This window comes from Paraburkholderia sp. RL18-101-BIB-B, assembly GCF_046026985.1.
In the GTDB taxonomy this organism is placed as follows: domain Bacteria; phylum Pseudomonadota; class Gammaproteobacteria; order Burkholderiales; family Burkholderiaceae; genus Paraburkholderia.
Window position 1 is genome coordinate 1 of record NZ_JARESV010000012.1, and the last position, 20,574, is coordinate 20,574.

Sequence of the window (20,574 nt, forward strand, 5' to 3'; positions counted from 1 at the left end):
CTGGAATTTATTCAAGGCAGCTTTTTTACCGGCCCCGGCTCGTCGACGACGGGCGCTTTCGCATCGAGTGCCAAGCCGCGCGCAGCCGGCGCACCGATCGTCCAGTCATGGAGCACGGTATAGGCGACCGCCAGCAAAGTCGGGCCGATGAAAACACCGAGGAAGCCGAAAGCAAATGCGCCACCCAGGATACCCAGCATCACCAGGATCAGAGGCATGTCGCTATTCTTGCCGATCAGGATCGGCTTGATGACGTTGTCTGACATGCCGACGACCAGCACGCCCCACACGACCAGAAAGATCGCCCATCCTGTCGCGCCGCCGTGGTACAGCCAGATTGCAGCGGGCAACCACACGACAACCGGGCCGCCCGGTATCACCGACAGAAAGAATGTCGCCAGCCCGAGCAGCGCCGGCGCCGGCACGCCGGCGATCCAACATCCGAACCCAGCCAGAATCCCTTGCACGAGCGCCGTGCCGAGAATCCCGTAGACCACGCCCTTCACCGTGCTGCCAGCCAGCGCCAGCAGATAATCGGCGCGCTCGCCGGCAATACGCCGCATGCCCGCATTCAGCCAGGCCGCTGCGCCCTCGCCCCCCGTATAAAAGAAGAAAGCGAGCACGATGCTTAAGGCCAGCAACCCGAGACCATGCGTAACAGCAATCGCAGCCGCCAGAATCCACTTGCCGGCCGGCGCCGCGAGCGTACGCAATTGCGCGATCAGTTCCGAATTGCTGCTTGTGAGACGCTCCCAGAATGCATCGATGCTGGAACCCACCAGCGGAATCCGGGCAACCCACGGTGGCAAATCCGGCAAGCCGGCCTCAAAGAGCCGTTGAACCAGTGCGACGATTTCGTGCACGTGCGCCCCAAAGGCGAAGCCCGCATAGACGAACGGTCCGAGCACCACAATCAGAATGATCAACACGATCAAGGTGGCGGCCCCTTTGCGTCGGCCGCCCATGGCCGCGGTCAGCCGCCGGTACAAGCCCCACGAGCTATAGCTGAGAATGGCGCCCCACAGCAGCGCGGTCGTGAAAGGCGCCAGCACCAGCAGCGAGCCGCCCACCAGAATAATCAGCGCGAACACTGCGGCAAGGCGTTCGATCAGTTGGTCCGATTTCACAATGAATCTCCTGTTGCGCCAAACCCCAGTGACGAGCGGACATAAGCTTGTCGGGCGCCCGCTGAAAGGGTCAGTATAGAAGCGAGTCATGCGCCTGGGGGCGTCTTATATCACCGAGCCAGGTCGCCCCGCAACGACTCCACAGGCACGCTAAACAGCGCTGATTTTTCGTGTAGAAACGTCCTAATTCATCCGGCATTGCCGGCCAAACAATATGGCGGCATAGAAAAGACTAGAATATAAGGTTCTGTGCACCCCAATTTCCGGATTTATGCGCTCGCGAATCGCCAAACGTCTCCCCCCCGATGCCGACAAGCTTGTCGGTCTCTCGCTCGCGCTTTTCGCGTCGGGCAGCCGCACCGAGGACCGCTTCTGGGAAGCGAAACTCGATGCGCTGCTGGCCAAGATCGTCCGCAACGCCAACCAGACTACGCTGGACGCCGCGCTCGATCATCTGCAGCAAAATCATCCCGATGCCTACGGCGCGCTCGCCGATATGGCGGAAACCCATAGCGAGTCTTTCATCGTCGAACACGAAGGCGTGCCGTACGAGGCGCTGCTGATCGCCGCACCCGTACTCGCCTGGACGCGCTACATGATTCCGTCCGGTCCGCTCAAGACCGACGCCGCCGACGCCCTGCGCGCGCACCTGCAGGCACACGTGCTCGCGGCCAACACGCGGGTCGCCATGGCGCCGTTCCTATACAGCATCGATCAACTGCCGCGTCATCACGTCGAAACCTGGCGCATTGCCCAGCAACTCACCCAGGCGGCCATGGCCGGTGGCAACGTCAAGCTGAATTTCGGCGAGTTGCCGGAGACTTCGCCGATTCTGGCCGACCCGCGCTTCCTGCTGGCCGTGGTCGCGGCGCCGGTCGGCGAGCCGACGTTCCGCTGGCAGGAAGAAGAACACGGCAGCCGGATCGAGCGCGGGCAATGCCTCGAGCAATGGGCCACGCAAGGCGGCGCCAACTTGTCGCTGGTGCTGCCGGGCTGCGAATTCGAGTGCCTGCTGCCGGATGCCTATTACTCGGCCTGCCGCGACGCCGACGAACGCGTGCGCCCTCACACGGTGCGCACCGCCGTGCGCTATCTGTTCGACACGATCGGCGCGGCGCCGCAGGAGTTGCGCGCGGTTGTCGCGGGCTTCGGCGAACGCCGCATCGACGAATACCGCGTCGGCTTCACGCGCCGCGGCAGCAACGACGTGATCTACGGCGTCGTGTGGCCGCTGTACGGCCGTGAGAACGGCGAACCCGGCATCGACGAGGAACCGCAGGAAACCCCCGCCTCGGACGATCCGCTCGAAGAAATCGTCGCATTGCTCAAGGAGACCGGCGTGACCGAAGTGCGCCGCCACGCCGGCCGCTTCGAGCCGGAATACTGCGACGACTGCGGCGTGCCGCTGTATGCCGATCCGCTCGGCGAAATCGTCCACGCCGAAATGCCGGAGGACGCGGAACCCGCGCAGCCGCACTTCCATTGACCATCCTCGCCGGCGCGCTCGCGCGTCGAAGTCGACATAAAGAAGCCCCGCCACGCGCGGGGCTTTTTTTTTGCCGGTTCATTTTTACGTCATTCCTCTTATGCCTTTTGGACAGGCCGCCAAGTTGAAGGGAATTTGTCATCATAGGAACGGCGACGCATCGCGAACGCATCCGGCTCCTCACGTGCCGTGCGCGCGCATCGCGCCACTTCGCCCGACTCATCTGGAGACATGCATGCGATTCTCGATACTCAACTCAGACGCGGAACGACGTGATGGGCTCAAAGCGCTGCTGCGGCAGATCGACCGGCTGGCGCGTTTCAACGAGGCACAAGACTGGCGTCAGGTCGAACGCACGCTCAAACGTCAACGGCCCGACCTGCTCCTGATCGATTGGCAGGACTGGATGTCGATCTCCGACATTCGCCATCTGCTCAGCCATTACCCCGATCTGCGCATTGCCGTGCTCACCGATCAGATCTCGCCGGTCGCCGTGCGAGAACTGATGGACGAAGGCGTGCTCGGCGTCGTGCCGCGCGACACCGATCCTTGTCTGATCGTGCGCGCGTTTGAAATGGTGCTGCTGGGCGGTCACTACGTGCCGCCCGGCGCGCTGGCGCTCGATCCTCCGCTGCCGCCCGACACCGCGATCCGGCCGTTCGACGAGAAGAGCCCACCGCCGCGCCGCACCAGACTGGCCAACGTACTGTCGCCCCGTCAGCAGCAGATCATGCGCTGTGTCCACATGGGCAGCACCAACAAGATGATCGCGCGCACGCTCGGCATCAGCGAAGGCACCGTCAAGATCCATCTGACCAGCATATTCCAGCAGCTCGGTGCGCCGAATCGCGCCGCCGCGGTCGCGCTCTACAACGGCTGGCTGTCGAACCATTTGCAAGTGCTGCGCAATGGCGGCGATGGCCTGCTGCGCCCGATCATGGGGCAACCCGGCGTGGTGCCGTTGCGGCGCCGCGCGCGGCGCCGCTTCCAATATCCGTTGCCGGCTAACGACACGGCCGCCTTGTTGCCCATGGCGGCCGAACAAGGCGCGCCATATGGCGACGCGGCGCCCGCCGGAGCGGCACCGGACCCGCTCGCACAAGGTCCTGCATGAGCGCAGCCGGCGCGCGCAACAGAATCCGGGCGAGCACTTTCCGGCAGCGTTTGCGCGTGCTGGCATGGAATCCGCTCACACCTTTTCTCGTCCAACGAGTAATATGAGACTCATGGGTTTCCTCTACACACCGCTTCCGTTCTGGGTCGCTGTCGGTGGCTGGATCGCCACTGCGATAGTGGTCGCGCTCGCGCTGTGGAAAAATCCTTTCAAACGACTTCAGGACGGCACACTGCAGCATGTCTGGCTTGCGATCATCGTCGCAGTGTCGGTGCTGTGGGCAAGTAATGCATGGCTCGACGACGGCACCGTCATGCATCTGCTCGGCGCCACGCTAGTCGTCACGTTGTTCGACTGGGCGTTGGCGCTGATCGCCATGGCGGTGGTCACCGGTCTTGCCGCCGTCATCTTCGATGCCCCGTGGCAGGGCATCGCGCTAACTTTCCTCGTCTACGGTGCACTGCCGGTCGGCATTTCCACTTTGCTCCAGCGCATCAGCATCGCGTGGCTGCCACGCAATCTCTTCATGTTCATCCTCGGCCAGGGTTTTGTCTCGCCTGCCATCGCCGTGTCGCTCACGGCCGCCGCCGCCCTCGGCATTCATATCGCCCTCGCCGACGGTTCGATGACCGTGGTGCCTGCGGGCTACGCGTTCAGCGTGTTTCTACTTGCCATCGGGGAATCCTGGTTCACTGGCATGTCGACGGCATTGATCGCGGTCTACCGCCCTGCGTGGGTCACCACTTATGATGTGCGGCGATACCGGCTAGGCGGACCGCGCACCTGACACTTGCGCGGGCACCGAACGCGTACTTGCGGCAATTGGCGACTCGACAACATCGAGCCGCCAGCGGACACGCCATCAACAGGACAAAATATTTGTGTCAGGATTGAACTCCACCCTCTCGCCGGGCATCTTACGTGCCTCATCTCATTAGCGTCTAACGAACTAGATGGATCGCACCAACGTACCGCGCCGATTGCTGCGGTTGGTCGGCCGGTTGGCAACATGTGCGGCGAGTCTCTCGCTCATATGCTCTGCTCCCGCATTCGCCGATCAACTCGAGCAGCACAACGATCTCGTCAACAAATTTGTCAATGATATGCACGCGGACCCGCTGGTTGCGGACTGCGCGGCTCATGGCAACTTTGTCGCCAGCACGTCGACCGCCTTCGACCATGTCGAATTTCCACCTAGTTCGTTCGACAGCGCGCACGCGTCGGTCACGCCATGGAACGATTCGTTCGACGAGGGCAAGCAGCGCGTCAAGGTAGATAACATCGTCACCGTCGAAGGGCTCGGCATCCGCCAGAGTGGCGGCGGCGATCCTGCCGATCTGAAGTTCCGCTGCGGCTATGTCGGCGCGCAGATGCTGGCGTTCAGCTGGAACGATCCGGTGCCGCCGACCCGTGCACGCAGCGCTGAACCATCGGGGTCGCAAGCGTCGTCAGGCAAGCATAAAAGCGCCAAAGGCAAGCACTCGGCGAGCGGCAAAACGACGAAGAAGGCGACCACGAAGTCTTCCAAACCGAGTTCGGGCAAATCGTCGCGAACGAGTTCGAACAAAGCAACCGCGAAGAAGACACCGGCGAAGAAAAAGACTCAATAACGGGTCACGCTTGCGGCATCGGGCCGCCGGTGCCACAGGTCAAAACAAGCGCCCCAATGAAAACAAGGCACACACCGTGAAGTGTGTGCCTTGTTTTTTATGCGCGGCGATGTTCAGGCAAATGTTTCCACGTGCCGCAAGATCGCCTGCAGCATCGCAGCGCCGAGCGACGCGCTACGCTCGCCGTTCCAACCCACCCGTTCGTCGGGAAGATTGGCGTTGTCCTTGAATGGCATCTCCAGGGTGAGCGACAGACAACCGAATTCGTTGCCGATGTACTTCGACGCCAGCTTCAGTGCGTCCTCGCGATACTTGCTCGCGGCGTAGCCGTACTTGTCCTGAAAATCAGGGCTCGCCTGCTTGAACGCTTCAATGAACGCTTTCTGCTCCTGCCCTTGCCGTTCGGTAAAGCCCGGCAGCATTTCGGAGCCGGCCACGAACACGTAAGGCAGCGCCTCGTCGCCGTGAATATCGAAGAACAGATCGCAACCGGTGGCATGAATCGCGTCGCGCACCACCAGCACCTCAGGACTGCGCGTGGCATCCGGCTCCATCCACTCGCGATTCAGATTCGCTCCGGCCGCATTGGTGCGCAGATTGCCGTGCACGCTGCCGTCCGGATTCATGTTCGGCACGATGTAGAAGACGGCGTGATCGTAGAGCTTGCGCGCGACCGGGTCGCCCGCCCAATCGCCCCAACCCGCGAGCCGCTTCACGAGACCTTCGATAAACCATTCGGCCATCGTCTCGCCGGGATGCTGGCGCGCGATCAGCCAGATTTTCTTCTTGGGCGTGTCGCCGCTTTGCGGCGTGCCGAGCGTGAGCAGCGACATGGGCCGGCCTTCGACGGTCGTGCCCAATTCGGTGAGCGTGGCCTGCGGCATCTGCTGCACCGCCCCGAGAAACTCCGAATGACGCTCCTCGCTGTACGGCTCGAAGTACGCGTAGTAAATACGGTCGAAATCCGGCGTGTGATCGATCGTCAGCACACGGCCGTCGTAGGACGTGGGCACGCGAAACCAGTTCACGCGGTCATAGCTCGCCACCGCCTGATAGTCGCGCCAGCCTTCGGCGAAGGCACACGCGGCCGCATTCTCGAAGGTCATCACGCAGCGCTCGCCCGCCGCGCCCGACAAACCGAAATAAAACCACTGCGCGAACTCGGCATGGCTGTCCGGCCGCACGCGCAAGCGGATATTGCCCGCGTCTTCGCAGGACAGCACTTCGATCGCACCCGCGTCGAAGTTGCTTGTAATCGATAACGTCATGATGTTCTTCCCTGCTTCTATGCGCGGCGCAACGCTTATTCAGCGACGCGGCGGCGGAATACGTAAGTGGAATCGTTCGAGGCATCAGCGTCGAACGCATAGCCGTCGGCGTCGAAGTCCTTCAGTTGCTCAGGCCTGTCGAGGCGGTTTTCCACGGCATAGCGCGCCATCAAGCCGCGCGCGCGCTTTGCATGAAAGCTGATGATCTTGTAGCGGCCGCCCTTCCAGTCCTCGAAAACGGGCGTGATGATCGGCGCTTCGAGCAGCTTCGGCTTGACCGACTTGAAGTACTCGCCCGATGCGCAGTTCACCAGCACGCGCGATGCCGCGGCGTTCTTCTTCAATTGCGCATTCAACGCCTGCGTGATGCGCTCGCCCCAGAACGCGTACAGATCCTTGCCGCGCGGGTTGGCGAAACGCGTACCCATTTCGAGCCGGTAAGGCTGCAGCAGATCGAGTGGACGCAGCAAACCGTACAGGCCGGACAACACGCGCACGTGATTCTGCGCATAGTCCAGATCCGCCGACGAGAGCGTCTTCGCGTTGAAGCCCTCGTACACGTCGCCATTGAACGCCAGCACCGCCTGCTTGGCGTTGTGCGTGCCGAACTTGGGCGACCACTGCGCGTAACGCTGAAAATTGAGGTGCGCGAGCTGATCCGAAATGTCCATCAGGGAGGCGATCTGCTGCGGCGACAAACGACGCAATCCGCCGATCAATTCGGCCGCGTCGTCGACAAAATCGGGGATCGTGTGCTTTTTGACGTGAGGCGGGGTTTCGTAGTCGAGCGATTTCGCCGGCGACAGAACGATTATCATAGAGGCTTGCAGGCACGCCGTGCCTGGCGGTCAAAGACGAAAGCCAGATTGTAACGAATGCCCGGTTCCCATGCCTCACCCGACGCTTTGCGCGTCGTCCTCGATTCCAATGTGTGGATCGACATACTCGTGTTCGACGACCCGCACACGCGGCCGATCGCGGCCGCGCTTGAAAGCGGCGCGCTGGCCGCGCTGATCGACGCGCGCTGCCTCGCCGAACTCACCTACGTGCTCGACTATCCGCAATTCGTGCATCGGAACGTGGACAAGGCCGCGGCGCTGGCGGTCGTCGCGCGGCTCGCGCAGCTGGTCGAACCCGAGGCGCAAGCGGAAGACGCCAAGCCCTTGCCCAAATGCAAAGACCGCGACGACCAGAAGTTTCTCGAGCTCGCGCACGCCGCGCAGGCCGACTGGCTGGTTTCGAAAGATCGCGCGGTACTGAAACTGGCCAAGCGGATTGCGCGTGACTTCGGCTTTCAGATCGCGCAGCCGGCGCCGTTCGTCGCCGCCATCGGCATGTCCCTGAGCGCCGCCGGCGAGCCTTTAACAGCATGACTCTTCAGCCGCATGGCCCTGGCCAGACGGCTAACGTGAGTTCCGTGGCGCGCACACCACGCCGCGATTCCCTACAATCAGGCTTCGCCCGTTTCAAACGACGCCTTTGCCTAACCCATTTGCCCACGCTCCGGACAGCACCATGAATGCACCGCACGACACGCCCACGAGTCCCACGTTTCCGTCTCGCCTGCCTGATGTCGGCACGACGATTTTCACGGTGATGAGCGCGCTCGCCGCCGAAAAAGGCGCGGTGAATCTCGGTCAGGGCTTTCCCGATTTCAACTGCGATCCGCGGATCGTCGACGCGGTCGCGAACGCCATGCGCGACGGCCATAACCAGTACCCGCCAATGGCCGGCGCCGCGCCGCTGCGTCAGGCGATCTCGGACAAGATCGAGAACCTGTACGGCCGCCGCTACAACGCCACCACCGAAATCACCGTGACAGCGGGCGCGACGCAAGCATTGCTGACCGCGATTCTGTGCACGGTCCACCCGGGCGACGAAGTGATCGTGGTCGAGCCGACCTACGACAGCTACCTGCCGTCCATCGAACTGGCGGGCGGCAAGCCGGTATTCGTCACGCTCGACGCGCCCGACTACGCGATCCCGTTCGACAAGCTGGCCGCCGCGATCACGCCGAAAACGCGGCTCCTGCTGATCAACACGCCGCACAATCCGACCGGCACGGTCTGGCGCGCGGATGACATGCGCAAGCTCGAAGAGATCGTGCGCGGCACCAACGTGCTGATCCTGTCCGACGAAGTGTATGAACACATGGTCTACGACGGCGCGCCGCACGAGAGCGTGGCCCGCTATCCGGAACTGGCGCAACGCAGTTTCGTGGTATCGAGCTTCGGCAAGACCTACCACGTGACGGGCTGGAAGGTCGGCTACGTGGCCGCGCCCGCCGCGCTCACCGCCGAGTTCCGCAAGGTGCACCAGTTCAACGTGTTCACGGTGAACACGCCAATGCAGATCGGCCTCGCCGACTACATGAAAGATCCGTCTCCGTATCTCGACTTGCCGGCGTTTTATCAGAAGAAGCGCGACTTCTTCCGCGCCGGCCTCGCGAATTCGCGCTTCAAGCTGTTGCCGTGCACGGGCACGTACTTTCAGTGCGTCGACTATTCGGCGATCAGCGACTTGCCCGAAGCCGAATTCGCGCAATGGCTGACCGGCGAGATCGGCGTCGCGGCCATTCCCGTCTCGGCGTTCTATCACGAGGCCCATGAGTCGGGCGTGGTGCGCTTCTGCTTCGCCAAGCAGGAAAACACACTCGCCACCGCGCTCGAGCGGCTGGCGCGCCTCTAGCATGTCCCGCGCGATGCTGCGAACGAACCTACGTTCCTCGCCATCGCGCGCAGCGGCCCCGGCGTGCGCGGCACGCGCCGGTCCGCTTCCTTCGGGGCAACGCCCGTCAAGCAGGGCGCGATGCCGCGATATGCGCCTTGCGGTCCTCGGTCACACGCTGCGCGGCCGGCCTGGGGTTGATCGCTTTCACATAGCTCTTCCAGTCAATGCCGGCGTCGACCAGAAAATCGCTGCCGTAAATGGTCTGCGTTGCCATGCCCACCAGCGGCAAGCTCACATACCCGGCCGTATCCGCCACGCTGAAGCGTTCGCCCATCAGATACGGCCCGAACTTCGCGATCCGTTTGAAGCCGGCAATGTGGTGCTTGAGCAGTTTCTCCACGCGCCCCTTGGTCGCGTCGGTCACGGTGCCGCCGAAGAACGCTTCCTTGTAGAGATTGCGCGCGGTCAGTTCGAGATGCACGTCGACGAACATGATCAGTTCGCGCTCCTTGGCCGCTTCCCATGGGTCGGCGGAGAAAATCGCCTTGTCGGGAAAACGCGCGGCCAGATACTCGACGATGCATTGCGACTCGCACAGATCGCCGTCTTCAGTCTGCAGATAAGGCACTTTGCCGAGCGGCGAATGCTCGAGCATCGCCTCGTCCTGACTGGGCTTCACGGACACTTCCTCGAACGGAATGCCGTGTTCGAGCAGCACGAACTTCACTTTGTTGTAATAGTTAGAGAGCGCGAAACCGCACAGCTTGATCATCAGGTGTCTCCTTCCCTTGAGTTGTATGCGACCGCCCGTCAACGTCAAAGCAGCGGCCTTCGTTCAATCATCCAGTAAATTGCACGATCGTACTATTCTAAAATAACCATGGAGTCGAGCATCACAATGACCTCTCGCAATTTCAGCATCGAGACTATTGGCATTGTCGGAACCGGAGCAATGGGCCGCGGCATCGCCCAGATCGCCGCACTGGCCGGTCTCACCGTGCGTCTGTACGACACTAACCCTGCCGCGATCGGCGCCGCGCGCGACTACCTTGCCGAGACTTTCGCCAAATTGACCGCCAAAGGCAAGCTCGACCAGGCGCGCTCGCTTGCGGCGCTCGCGAACGTGAGCGGCGCGCAAAGCATCGGCGAGCTGGCCGGTTGCGATCTGGTCGTGGAGGCGATTGTCGAGAAACTCGACGTGAAGCAGGCACTGTTCCGCGAACTCGAAACCGTCGTGAGCGGCAACTGCGTGCTGGCGTCCAATACGTCTTCGCTGTCCATCACGGCGATTGCCGCCGGCTGCAGTGACTCGTCGCGCGTGGTCGGTTATCACTTCTTCAACCCCGTGCCGTTGATGAAGGTGGTCGAAGTGATCGACGGTCTACGCAGCGACCCCGCGGCCGGTGACGCGCTGATGGATCTCGCGCGCCGCATGGGTCACACGCCGGTGCGCGCGAAAGATATGCCCGGCTTCATCGTGAATCACGCGGGCCGTGGCATGAATACCGAAGGCTTGCGCGTGGCGGGTGAAGGCGTGGCCAGTTTCGCCGACATCGACCGCATCATGCGCGAGCAGGCAGGCTTTCGCCTCGGGCCGTTCGAGTTGCTCGATCTGACGGCGCTGGACGTCTCGCATCCGGTGATGGAGTCGATCTATCACCAGTTCTATGAAGAGCCGCGCTTCACGCCGTCGCCCATCACCGGCACGCGGCTCGCGGGCGGATTGATCGGCCGCAAGACGGGCGAAGGCTTTTATCGCTACGAAGAGGGCAAGCAGCAAGTGCCTGCCGAAGCGCCCGCGCCGACTGAATTGCCGGCCAGCGTGTGGGTCAGCAAGCGTTATCCGCAAGCTCACGATGCCGTCGTGCAACTCATTGAGAAAGCCGGCGTGAAACTCGACGACGGCGCTACGCCCGCAGCGAATTCGCTGATCGTCGTCACACCGTTCGGCCACGATGCGACCACGGCCGCTGTCGACGAAGCACTCGACGCCAGCCGCGTCGTCGCCATCGATGCGCTCTTCCCGCTCGTCGGCGCGCAACGCCGCACGTTGATGTCCACACCCGCCACCACGCGCGCCGCGCGTGACACGGCGCACGCGCTCTTTGCCGCCGACGGCGTGCCCGTCACCGTGATCCGCGACTCGACCGGCTTCGTCGCGCAACGGGTGGTGGCGACCATCGTCAATATCGGCTGCGACATCGCGCAAAAACAGATCGCCACGCCGGACGATATCGACCTTGCCGTCACGCTCGGCCTCGGCTACCCGCGCGGCCCGCTTGCCCTCGGCGACGCGCTAGGCTCGACGACCATTCTCGCGATCTTGCGCAACATGTTCAGTGTGCTCGGCGATCCGCGCTATCGTCCGTCGCCCTGGCTTGCGCGACGCGCCCAGCTTGGCCTGTCGCTCACTCAGCGCGACGCGGCCGATACCGAAACGCAGACCCTGGAGACGCAACAATGAGCGCCGAACTGCTGACCTCGCGCCCCACCGAAAGCGAATCGACGCTGGTCCTCACGCTTTCGAACCCCGGCGCACGCAACGCGCTGCATCCGGACATGTACGCCGCCGGCATCGAGGCGCTCGACTCAGTGGAGCGCGATCCGTCGATTCGCGCCGTCGTAATTACCGGCGCCGACAACTTCTTTTGCGCGGGCGGCAATCTGAACCGCCTGCTGGAAAACCGTGCGAAAGATCCGTCCGTCCAAGCCGAAAGCATCGATCTGCTCGGCGAATGGATCTCGGCGCTGCGTCTATCGTCGAAGCCGGTGATCGCCGCCGTCGATGGCGCCGCAGCCGGCGCGGGATTCTCGCTCGCGCTCGCGTGCGACCTGATCGTCGCCGCGGACGATGCCAAGTTCGTCATGTCGTATGCACGTGTCGGCCTGACGCCCGACGGCGGCGGTTCGTGGTTTCTCGCTCAAGCCCTGCCGCGTCAATTGGCCACCGAAGTGCTGATCGAAGGCAAACCAATCGGCGCCACGCGTCTGCATGAACTCGGCGTCGTCAACAAACTGGTCAAGACCGGTGCCGTGCGCGATTCCGCGATTGCCTGGGCCGACGAGATCGGCAAGATTTCGCCTAACTCGGTCGCGCGCATCAAGGGGTTGATCAGCGCAGCCGGCACGCAGCCGCTCGCCGATCATCTCGTGGCGGAGCGCGACAGCTTTGTGGCTTCGCTGCATCACCGTGAAGGGCTGGAAGGCATTTCCGCGTTCCTCGAAAAACGCGCGCCGGTCTACAAGTGAGCGAAGGGACGATGCCTGACTACCAGCTGCCCAAGCGCCGCCGCATCTTTCTGATGCGTCACGGCGACGTCACCTACTTCGACGACTCCGGCCGCGCGATCGATCCCGAAACCGTGCCCCTGAACGCCAACGGCCGCGAACAGGCCAGCGCGGCGGGCCGCGTGTTCGCCGAACAGCAGGTCCGCTTCGACCGGGTGATCGTCAGTGGCTTGCCGCGCACCATCGAAACCGCGCGGCGCGTGTTGGCCGAGACCGGCCAGCAGATCGAACTCGAAATCGAGCCTGCCTGGGAAGAGATTCGCGGCGGCAAGCTCGGCAATATTCCGCCGCAGGATATCGAGGCCGCGTTTCTCGGCGTGTTCGATGGCATCGTGCCGGACAGCACGCGCTTTCTCGACGGCGAGACCATCGGCGCCCTGTTCGATCGCGTCTTGCCCGCGGTCGCGGCGTTGCGAGAAGACACGTCGTGGGACACCGTGCTGCTCGTGCTGCACGGTGGTGTGAATCGGGCAATCCTGTCGCATGCGATCACCGCCGGCGGCCGCACGTTCTTCGGCCATCTGGCGCAAGCCACCGGCTGCATCAACGCGCTCGACGTCGGCGCTGCCCCGCGCGACTGGGTGCTGCGCACGATCAACTATTCACCGCCGTCGCCGCTGCATCGCGACGTCCGCAACACCACGATGGAAATGCTCTACGCACAATTCATTCAATACAAGCGTAGCTGAACCCCGAACTGGAGGAGACAGATGGTGCAAGCCACACAGACCGGCGAACCAGAACACCGACCGGACTATTCGGACTTCGAGGGCACGCGCCCGGTCAGCGAGCGGCAACGCTTCGACACCGATGCGCTCGCCGCCTGGCTGACCCAGCATGTCGACGGATTTTCCGGGCCGCTCACGCTGGAGCAATTCGCCGGTGGTCAGTCCAATCCCACGTTCAAACTGCTCACGCCGTCGCGTTCGTATGTGATGCGCGCCAAGCCAGGGCCGGCGGCGAAACTGCTGCCGTCAGCGCACGCCGTCGAACGCGAATACCGCGTGATGCATGCGCTCGCCGACACTGACGTGCCGGTCGCAAAAATGCTCGCCTTGTGCGAGGACGAAAGCGTGATCGGCCGCGCGTTCTATGTGATGGAGTTCGTCGAAGGCCGCGTGCTGTGGGATCAATCGTTGCCCGGCATGACGCCCGCCGGGCGCGCCGCCATCTACGACGAAATGAACCGCGTGATCGCGGCGCTGCACAGCGTGGACGTCACGGCTGTCGGTCTCGCCAACTATGGCAAGCCAGGCAATTACTTCGTGCGCCAGATCGGCCGCTGGAGCAAGCAGTACATCGCATCCGAGACCGAGCCGATCGACGCGATGCAGCGCCTGATCGAATGGCTGCCGCAGCATATGCCGGCCGAAACGGGTGAGCGCGCATCGGTCGTGCATGGCGACTACCGGCTCGACAATCTGATTTTTCATCCCGACGAGCCGCGCGTGCTCGCGGTGCTCGACTGGGAGTTGTCGACGCTCGGCGATCCGCTCGCCGACTTCGCGTATCACTGCATGGCGTGGCACGTCGACCCGACGCAATTCCGCGGCATCGCGGGCCTCGATTGCGCGGCCCTCGGCATTCCCGACGAGCGCGAGTACGTCGAACGCTATTGTCAACGCACCGGCTTCGAGATTCACGGCGACTGGAATTTCTACCTGGCGTACAACATGTTTCGCATTGCCGCGATCCTGCAAGGCATCATGAAACGCGTCGTCGACGGCACCGCGGCCAGCGCTCAGGCACTCGACGCCGGCCGTCGCGCGAAGCCGATGGCCGAACTCGCCTGGCGCTACGCGCAGAAAGTGCGCTGACCGGAATCGCGCGCTAAGTCGCGCGTCCGGGTGTGCATCATGCTGCGCCCCGAACAAACGTCGTTCGTTACTCATCATCCGCGAGGTCTTACGTGAATTTCGACTACACCCCGAAGGTTCAGGCGTTGCGCGAGAAACTGCTCGCATTCTTCGACGAACACATCTATCCGAACGAGCAGGCGTTCTACGCGGAAATCGCACGCAATCGCCAGAACGGCAACGCGTGGCTGCCAACCGAACTGATCGAACAACTCAAACAGAAAGCGCGCGACGCCGGCTTATGGAACCTGTTCCTGCCCGACTCCGTGCGCGGTGCGGGCTTGACGAATCTCGAATACGCGCCGTTGTGCGAGATCATGGGCCGCGTGCCTTGGGCGCCTGAAGTATTCAACTGCAACGCGCCCGACACCGGCAACATGGAAACGATCGAGCGCTACGGCAGCGACGACAACAAGCGCGCGTGGCTCGAACCGCTGCTGCAAGGTCAGATCCGTTCGGCGTTTCTGATGACGGAACCTGAAGTGGCGTCGTCGGATGCGACCAATATCCAGACCAGCATCGTGCGCGATGGCGATTACTACGTGATCAATGGCCACAAGTGGTGGTCGTCCGGCGCGGGCGATCCGCGCTGCAAGATCTATATCGTCATGGGCAAGACCGATCCGGAAGCGCCGCGCCATCAGCAGCAGTCGATGATTCTGATTCCCGCCGACGCCACCGGCATCACCGTGCATCGCCCGCTCACCGTCTTCGGTTACGACGACGCGCCGCACGGGCACATGGAAATCACGCTCGAAAATGTGCGCGTGCCGGCCGGCAACATGCTGCTCGGTGAAGGCCGTGGCTTCGAAATCGCGCAGGGCCGACTCGGACCGGGACGCATCCATCACTGCATGCGTTTGATCGGTCTTGCTGAACGCGCGCTCGAATTGATGGCGAAACGCTCGCTGCAACGTGTCGCGTTCGGCAAGCCGGTCGCCGCGCAAGGCGTCACGCAGGAGCGTATCGCCGAAGCGCGCTGCATGATCGAACAGGCGCGCCTCCTCACCCTGAAAACGGCCTACATGATGGACACCGTCGGCAACAAGGGCGCGCGCGGCGAGATCGCCATGATCAAGGTCGTCGCGCCGAACATGGCGTGTCAGGTGATCGACTGGGCAATTCAGGCGCACGGCGGCGGCGGTGTCAGCGACGACTTCCCGCTAGCGTATGCCTACGCGTCGGCACGAACGCTGCGTTTCGCCGACGGTCCCGACGAGGTGCATCGCAACGCGATCGCCAAGCTCGAACTCGCGCGTTATATGGATGCCGGCGCGGCCGCTCGTGTGGAGACGCCGATCACGCGGGTTTGAGGTCGAGTCGCGCGACCATGCCTGTTGCTGCGATGTCGCGACCGACTCGCGGCGCCGCAAGCAGCATCGCGCGATCTATGCTCTAATTTTCGTCAACTGCGGCGCCCTTCGAGGCGCCGCTTTCACGAAACAAAGGAGATACGATGATCGACGTCTATAGCTGGGCGACCCCGAACGGCCACAAGGTTCACATCATGCTCGAGGAAACGGGCCTCGCGTACAACGTCCACGGTGTGAATATCGGCGCGGGCGACCAGTTCAAACCCGAGTTTCTCGCCATCAGCCCGAACAACAAGATCCCGGCCATCGTCGATTCCGAGGGGCCCAAGGGCGCCGGCGGCCAGCCGTTCGCCTTGTTCGAATCGGGCGCGATTCTGATTTATCTCGCCGAGAAAACCGGCAAGTTTCTGCCGACCGATCCGGCCGCGCGCTATTCGACATTGCAATGGCTGATGTTCCAGATGGGCGGCCTGGGTCCGATGCTCGGTCAAACGCACCACTTCCGCAACTACGCGCCGGAACAGATTGAATACGCGGTCAACCGTTACACGAACGAGACGAAGCGTCTATATGGCGTGATGGACACGCAACTCGGCAAGACGAAATATCTCGCGGGTAACGACTATACGATTGCGGACATCGCCGCCTTCCCGTGGACGCGTTCGTGGCAAAACCAGGGCTTGGAACTCGATGCGTTTCCGAATGTAAAGCGCTGGCATGAAGAGATCGCCGCGCGTGCGGCAGTGGTGCGTGGTGTGGAAGTGCTGGCGTCCGCGCGCCAACCGCTCATGGACGACAAGGCGAAGGAAATACTGTTCGGTGCGACCCAATACGCGAAACATTGAATTCGCCGCGGCATCTGAATCTGCATCATTGAAAAAGCGCGAGCCGGCATGAATGCCGCTCGCGCTTTTTTTGCCTTGCATGCGCCCGCTGCAACGCTAGAAATAATGCCGCGTGATGAACTCCGCGACACACACAGGCCGCTCACTGCCCTGCCGCTCCAGCGTCACATTCCACACCACTTGCACACCGTTTTTTTCGACTTCGGTCACGGACTCGACCGCGAACTTCGCGCGCAACTGAGAGCCGACCGGCACCGGCGACGTAAACCGCACGCGATTCAAGCCGTAATTGACGCCCATGCGCTGCTCGAGTGCCACCGTCTTACCGAGCAGCGCCGGGATCAACGACAGCGTCAGGAAACCGTGCGCCACAGGACCGCCGAACGGTGACTCGCGCCGCGCCCGCTCCGGGTCGACGTGAATCCATTGATGATCGCCGGTCGCTTCGGCGAAACGATCGACGCTCGCCTGATCCACCGTCAGCCATTCGCTCACGAGCGGCTCGGCGCCCACCAACGCGCCCAGGGCCGTGGCGCTGCCGAACGTTGCGGCAGAAGGCGCCGCGCTGTCCGTCATGACGCGGCGCCCGGATTGCGCAGGCCGAACAGTCCCTTCGAGCGCACCGTGATCACGGTTTCGCCATGCTGATTGATGCCCTCCCACTGCGTCGACACGATACCTCGATCGGGCTTGCTCTCCGAGATGCGCTTGTCGAGCACGGCGTTCATCATGGTGATCGTGTCCCCGACCCGCACCGGCTTCAACCAACGGATTTCGTCGATACCGGGTGAGCCCATCGACGTGGAACCCGCGAACGCGTTGCGCACCAGCATGCCCATCATGACCGAACAGGTATGCCAGCCACTCGCGACCAAGCCGCGAAACGGCGATTCGGCAGCCGCGGCTTCATCCAGATGAAACGGCTGCGGATCGAACTTCTGTGCAAACTCGACGATCTCTTCGCGCGTGAACGTGTGCTTGCCGATTTCGATGCTCGTCCCGACTATCAAGTCCTCGTAACTCAGACCCATCGTCGCACCTCCTTGTATCCGATTCGAATGTCTGATCAGGCTTCGGCAGTCACGAAGCCGGGTAGCGCGGCGAACCGCGCGAGATGGTGATCGACATCGCCCAATGTGGTTTCGATGATAGCAAGCCGCTTGAACAGATGCGCCGCGGCCACTTCGTTCGTGACGCCCATGCCGCCGTGCAACTGAACCGCCTGTTGGCCGACGAACCGCGCGGCCTGACCGACCCGCGCCTTCGCGGCGGAAACCGCGCGGCGACGTTCGTCCGCATCCGTGCTGGCATAGCGCATCGCGGCCAGATACGTGACAGAACGCGCCTGTTCGGCGTGAATCAGCATCTCGACCATACGGTGCTGCAACGCTTGAAATCGCGCGATCGGCTGGCCGAACTGCTGGCGCGTCTTGGTGTAGTCGACGGTGGCGAGGTTCAAGGCATCCAGCGCGCCGATCGCCTCGGCGCACAACAGCACCGTGCCGTAATCCGCGATATGTTCGAGCGCGGCCGCGCCGGCGTGTTGGCCGGCAAGCCGGCGCGCGGGCGTGCCGTTGAATTCGAGTGTGGCGGCACGCTGGCCGTCGATCGTGCGGTAGTCCGCGATCTTGACGCCCGCCGCATTGCGCGCCACGACGAAAAGCGCGATCTCGCCGTTCAGCCGGGCCGGCACGATCCAGTGATCCGCTTGCGCGCCATGCTGCACCACAGACTTCGTGCCGGTCAGTGTGAACTGCTCGCCGTGGCCGCTTGCGGTTGTCTCGAGCGCGAACAGGTCGTAGCGTGCGTGCGGTTCGTGAAATGCCACCGCCAGTTTGATCTCGCCTTGAGCCGCGCGTTCGAGCAACGACGCGTCTTCGCCCCGGTCGCTACCCGCGAGGCGCAACGCCTCGATGCCGACCGCAGTCGCCCAATAAGGCTCGACGACCAGCGCGCGACCGAGTTCCTGCATGACCACCAGCATGTCGATCGGGCCGCCGTTGAAGCCGCCTTGCGCTTCCGGCACCGGCAATGCTGTCAGGCCCAGTTCGGTAAACGCGGCCCAATGCGCGTCCGACACGCCGGTTTCCGATCTCACGATCGCCTGGCGCGCTTCGAACCCGTAGCTTTTGTCCAGATAGCGGCGCAGCGCGTCGGCGAATTGCTGTTGCTCGTCGTTGAAAGTGAAGTCCATGCGCCGCTCCTCAAAGTCCGAGAATCATCTGCGCGATGATGTTCTTTTGAATTTCGTTCGAGCCGCCGTAAATCGACGTCTTGCGGAAGTTGAAGTAGTACGCGGCCAAGGGCGCGGCATCGTCGTCGCCGGCCACGCTGTGTTCGCGTTCGCCTTCGAGGAACGGTACGTCGAACGGTGCGGCGAGTGGGCCGACCGCTTCGAACATCAGTTCGGTCAGCGCTTGCTGCACTTCCGTGCCCTTGATCTTCAGCATCGACGCTTCCGGTCCCGGTCCACGTCCGCCGGTTTCATTCGCGACCACGCGTTGCACGGTGACTTCGAGCGCCATCAACTCGATCTCGAGGCTCGCGACTTTCGCGGCGAACACTGGGTCTTGCAGCAGCGGCTTGCCGTTCTTTTTCTGATTCAATGCAAGCCGTTTCAGGAAAACGAGTTCGCGCTTCGACTGGCCAACCCGCGCGATGCCTGTGCGCTCGTGGCCGAGGAGATACTTCGCGTAAGTCCAGCCGCGATTTTCTTCGCCGACCAGATTCTCGACTGGCACCTTCACGTCTTCGAAAAAGACTTCGTTGACTTCGTGGTCTTCGTCGAGCGTAATGATCGGCCGCACAGTGATGCCCGGCGTTTTCATGTCGATCAGCAGGAACGAGATGCCCTCCTGCTTTTTGGCACCGCTGTCCGTGCGCACGAGGCAAAACATCATGTCGGCGTACTGGCCGAGCGTGGTCCATGTTTTCTGACCGTTGACCACGTAATGGTCGCCGACGCGCTCGGCGCGTGTGCGCAGCGAGGCCAGATCGGAACCCGAGCCCGGCTCGGAATAGCCCTGGCACCACCAATCAGTGCCATCGAGAATGCGCGGCAAATAATGGCGCTTCTGCGCCTCGTTGCCGTACTTCATCAACACGGGCGCCACCATGGAGACACCGAAAGGCAGCACGGACGGCGCGCCGATACGCGCACACTCTTCGTCCCAGATGTGCCGCTGAGTCGCGTCCCAGCCCGGGCCGCCATATTCTTTCGGCCACGCGATCGCCGACCAGCCGCGCGTGCCGAGCAGCTTGTGCCAGCCGGCGAAGTCTTCGCGGGTAAGGCGCTTGTGATTGAGTACTTTGTCGCTCAACTCGCGAGGCAGATTCGCTTCGAGCCAGGCGCGGATGTCCGCGCGGAACGCGTTATCAGCGGAGGAATAGTCCAGATTCATGCGTCGTGTCTCCTGGCCGCCACCACCCGCCGCCAGTGAGCCACTGCGCTATTGCAGCGGTTCCTTCAAGGCAGCCGGGACCGGTAGCGGCATCACTTCGATGCCTTCTTCGACCAAGGCTCTCGCGTCTTCCGGTGTCGTGACACCGCGAATATTGCGTGCAGGCGCTTCATTGTAGTGAATGCGCCGTGCTTCCTCGGCGAAGCGGTCGCCCACGTTCTCGGTCTTTTCCAGTACCTCGCGCAAGGCACGCATCACACGCGCCTGCATTTCCCCTGCGCCCGCTGGCGCTTTCGTTTCGGTCGCACCCGACAGGTTCAGGCGCGGCGCCGACGGCAAACGGCTAACCTCGTTCGCGCCGCAGATCGGACATTCGACGAGCTTGCGGGACTGCTGCGATTCAAAGTCATCTGCCGAAGCGAACCAGCCTTCGAACCGATGGCCATGCGGACACTGTAAATCGAGGACCTTCATGTGGAATCAGGGCTTGCGTGCCAGTTTAGCGCAAAACGGAAATTTGTGAACGGTCGTTCGTAAAAATTTACGGACGAAGGCGCCGACGCCGGAGGTCGCTGACAATTCGGACGCGGTGGGCG

General features: G+C 62.7%; 21 protein-coding genes. 12 read left to right on the forward strand and 9 right to left on the reverse strand.

Annotated features, from left to right (window positions below; all coding sequences use genetic code 11):
• Nucleotides 1-11 precede the first annotated feature (11 nt).
• Complete coding sequence (locus tag P0D73_RS18830; protein WP_408295603.1) at nt 12-1,127, reverse strand: AI-2E family transporter; 1,116 nt, start codon at nt 1,125-1,127, stop codon at nt 12-14.
• Nucleotides 1,128-1,398: 271 nt separating this feature from the next.
• Between P0D73_RS18830 and P0D73_RS18835 the strand changes: the two genes are divergently transcribed.
• The 4 genes from P0D73_RS18835 (at nt 1,399) to P0D73_RS18850 (ending at nt 5,337) form a co-directional block, all read left to right on the forward strand.
• Nucleotides 1,399-2,613, forward strand: a complete 1,215-nt coding sequence (locus P0D73_RS18835; RefSeq protein ID WP_132375225.1) for a DUF2863 family protein — start codon at nt 1,399-1,401, stop codon at nt 2,611-2,613.
• 235 nt (nt 2,614-2,848) lie between these two features.
• A complete protein-coding gene (locus tag P0D73_RS18840) occupies nt 2,849-3,727 on the forward strand; it encodes a response regulator transcription factor (protein ID WP_408178065.1) in 879 nt (292 codons plus the stop codon).
• A gap of 112 nt (nt 3,728-3,839) precedes the next feature.
• The gene (locus P0D73_RS18845) at nt 3,840-4,514 is read left to right on the forward strand and encodes an energy-coupling factor ABC transporter permease (protein WP_132375227.1); all 675 of its coding nucleotides are present in this window, start codon (nt 3,840-3,842) and stop codon (nt 4,512-4,514) included.
• A 166-nt stretch (nt 4,515-4,680) separates the two neighbouring features.
• A complete protein-coding gene (locus P0D73_RS18850; protein ID WP_408432472.1) occupies nt 4,681-5,337 on the forward strand; it encodes a BspC domain-containing protein in 657 nt (218 codons plus the stop codon).
• 113 nt (nt 5,338-5,450) lie between these two features.
• Here the strand turns inward: P0D73_RS18850 and P0D73_RS18855 are convergent, their stop codons facing one another.
• A complete protein-coding gene (locus P0D73_RS18855; protein ID WP_132375229.1) occupies nt 5,451-6,605 on the reverse strand; it encodes a M14 family metallopeptidase in 1,155 nt (384 codons plus the stop codon).
• Nucleotides 6,606-6,640: 35 nt separating this feature from the next.
• Nucleotides 6,641-7,423, reverse strand: coding sequence for a peroxide stress protein YaaA (yaaA, locus tag P0D73_RS18860; protein ID WP_408315273.1), 783 nt, complete (start codon nt 7,421-7,423; stop codon nt 6,641-6,643).
• Nucleotides 7,424-7,480: 57 nt separating this feature from the next.
• Between yaaA and P0D73_RS18865 the strand changes: the two genes are divergently transcribed.
• Together P0D73_RS18865 and P0D73_RS18870 are read left to right on the forward strand one after the other, a co-directional pair.
• On the forward strand, nt 7,481-7,978 hold the full coding sequence (locus P0D73_RS18865) for a putative toxin-antitoxin system toxin component, PIN family (RefSeq protein WP_408292979.1): 498 nt from the start codon (nt 7,481-7,483) through the stop codon (nt 7,976-7,978).
• Nucleotides 7,979-8,120: 142 nt separating this feature from the next.
• Entirely contained in the window at nt 8,121-9,293 is a 1,173-nt protein-coding gene (locus tag P0D73_RS18870) for a pyridoxal phosphate-dependent aminotransferase (protein WP_132375232.1), read from the forward strand.
• Nucleotides 9,294-9,399: 106 nt separating this feature from the next.
• On the opposite strand, the gene P0D73_RS18875 is transcribed toward P0D73_RS18870, so the two are convergent.
• On the reverse strand, nt 9,400-10,047 hold the full coding sequence (locus P0D73_RS18875) for a glutathione S-transferase family protein (RefSeq protein ID WP_132375233.1): 648 nt from the start codon (nt 10,045-10,047) through the stop codon (nt 9,400-9,402).
• A 126-nt stretch (nt 10,048-10,173) separates the two neighbouring features.
• Between P0D73_RS18875 and P0D73_RS18880 the strand changes: the two genes are divergently transcribed.
• The 6 genes from P0D73_RS18880 (at nt 10,174) to P0D73_RS18905 (ending at nt 16,577) form a co-directional block, all read left to right on the forward strand.
• Nucleotides 10,174-11,739 carry a 3-hydroxyacyl-CoA dehydrogenase gene (locus P0D73_RS18880; RefSeq protein WP_408432474.1) on the forward strand — a complete coding sequence of 522 codons (1,566 nt, stop codon included), beginning with the start codon at nt 10,174-10,176 and terminating at the stop codon, nt 11,737-11,739.
• Nucleotides 11,736-12,524, forward strand: a complete 789-nt coding sequence (locus tag P0D73_RS18885; RefSeq protein WP_408432476.1) for an oxepin-CoA hydrolase, alternative type — start codon at nt 11,736-11,738, stop codon at nt 12,522-12,524. Before P0D73_RS18880 ends, P0D73_RS18885 begins: the two co-directional genes overlap by 4 nt.
• 11 nt (nt 12,525-12,535) lie before the next feature.
• The gene (locus tag P0D73_RS18890) at nt 12,536-13,252 is read left to right on the forward strand and encodes a histidine phosphatase family protein (RefSeq protein WP_408432478.1); all 717 of its coding nucleotides are present in this window, start codon (nt 12,536-12,538) and stop codon (nt 13,250-13,252) included.
• Nucleotides 13,253-13,273: 21 nt separating this feature from the next.
• The gene (locus tag P0D73_RS18895; protein ID WP_408432480.1) at nt 13,274-14,380 is read left to right on the forward strand and encodes a phosphotransferase; all 1,107 of its coding nucleotides are present in this window, start codon (nt 13,274-13,276) and stop codon (nt 14,378-14,380) included.
• Between the two features lie 92 nt (nt 14,381-14,472).
• Complete coding sequence (locus P0D73_RS18900; protein ID WP_408432482.1) at nt 14,473-15,732, forward strand: acyl-CoA dehydrogenase family protein; 1,260 nt, start codon at nt 14,473-14,475, stop codon at nt 15,730-15,732.
• A gap of 143 nt (nt 15,733-15,875) precedes the next feature.
• Complete coding sequence (locus P0D73_RS18905; protein ID WP_408432484.1) at nt 15,876-16,577, forward strand: glutathione binding-like protein; 702 nt, start codon at nt 15,876-15,878, stop codon at nt 16,575-16,577.
• A 96-nt stretch (nt 16,578-16,673) separates the two neighbouring features.
• On the opposite strand, the gene P0D73_RS18910 is transcribed toward P0D73_RS18905, so the two are convergent.
• The 5 genes from P0D73_RS18910 to P0D73_RS18930 are packed head-to-tail and all read right to left on the reverse strand — an operon-like array spanning nt 16,674 to nt 20,452.
• On the reverse strand, nt 16,674-17,153 hold the full coding sequence (locus P0D73_RS18910) for a MaoC family dehydratase (RefSeq protein ID WP_408432486.1): 480 nt from the start codon (nt 17,151-17,153) through the stop codon (nt 16,674-16,676).
• Nucleotides 17,150-17,608 carry a MaoC family dehydratase gene (locus tag P0D73_RS18915; protein WP_408178055.1) on the reverse strand — a complete coding sequence of 153 codons (459 nt, stop codon included), beginning with the start codon at nt 17,606-17,608 and terminating at the stop codon, nt 17,150-17,152. The genes P0D73_RS18910 and P0D73_RS18915 overlap by 4 nt, the downstream gene beginning before the upstream one ends.
• 35 nt (nt 17,609-17,643) lie before the next feature.
• Nucleotides 17,644-18,771 (reverse strand): acyl-CoA dehydrogenase family protein, encoded by a 1,128-nt coding sequence (locus P0D73_RS18920; RefSeq protein ID WP_408432488.1) that lies wholly within the window; start codon nt 18,769-18,771, stop codon nt 17,644-17,646.
• Nucleotides 18,772-18,781: 10 nt separating this feature from the next.
• Nucleotides 18,782-19,978 (reverse strand): acyl-CoA dehydrogenase family protein, encoded by a 1,197-nt coding sequence (locus tag P0D73_RS18925; protein WP_408432490.1) that lies wholly within the window; start codon nt 19,976-19,978, stop codon nt 18,782-18,784.
• 48 nt (nt 19,979-20,026) lie between these two features.
• Nucleotides 20,027-20,452, reverse strand: coding sequence for a DUF1178 family protein (locus P0D73_RS18930; protein ID WP_132375244.1), 426 nt, complete (start codon nt 20,450-20,452; stop codon nt 20,027-20,029).
• Nucleotides 20,453-20,574 lie beyond the last annotated feature (122 nt).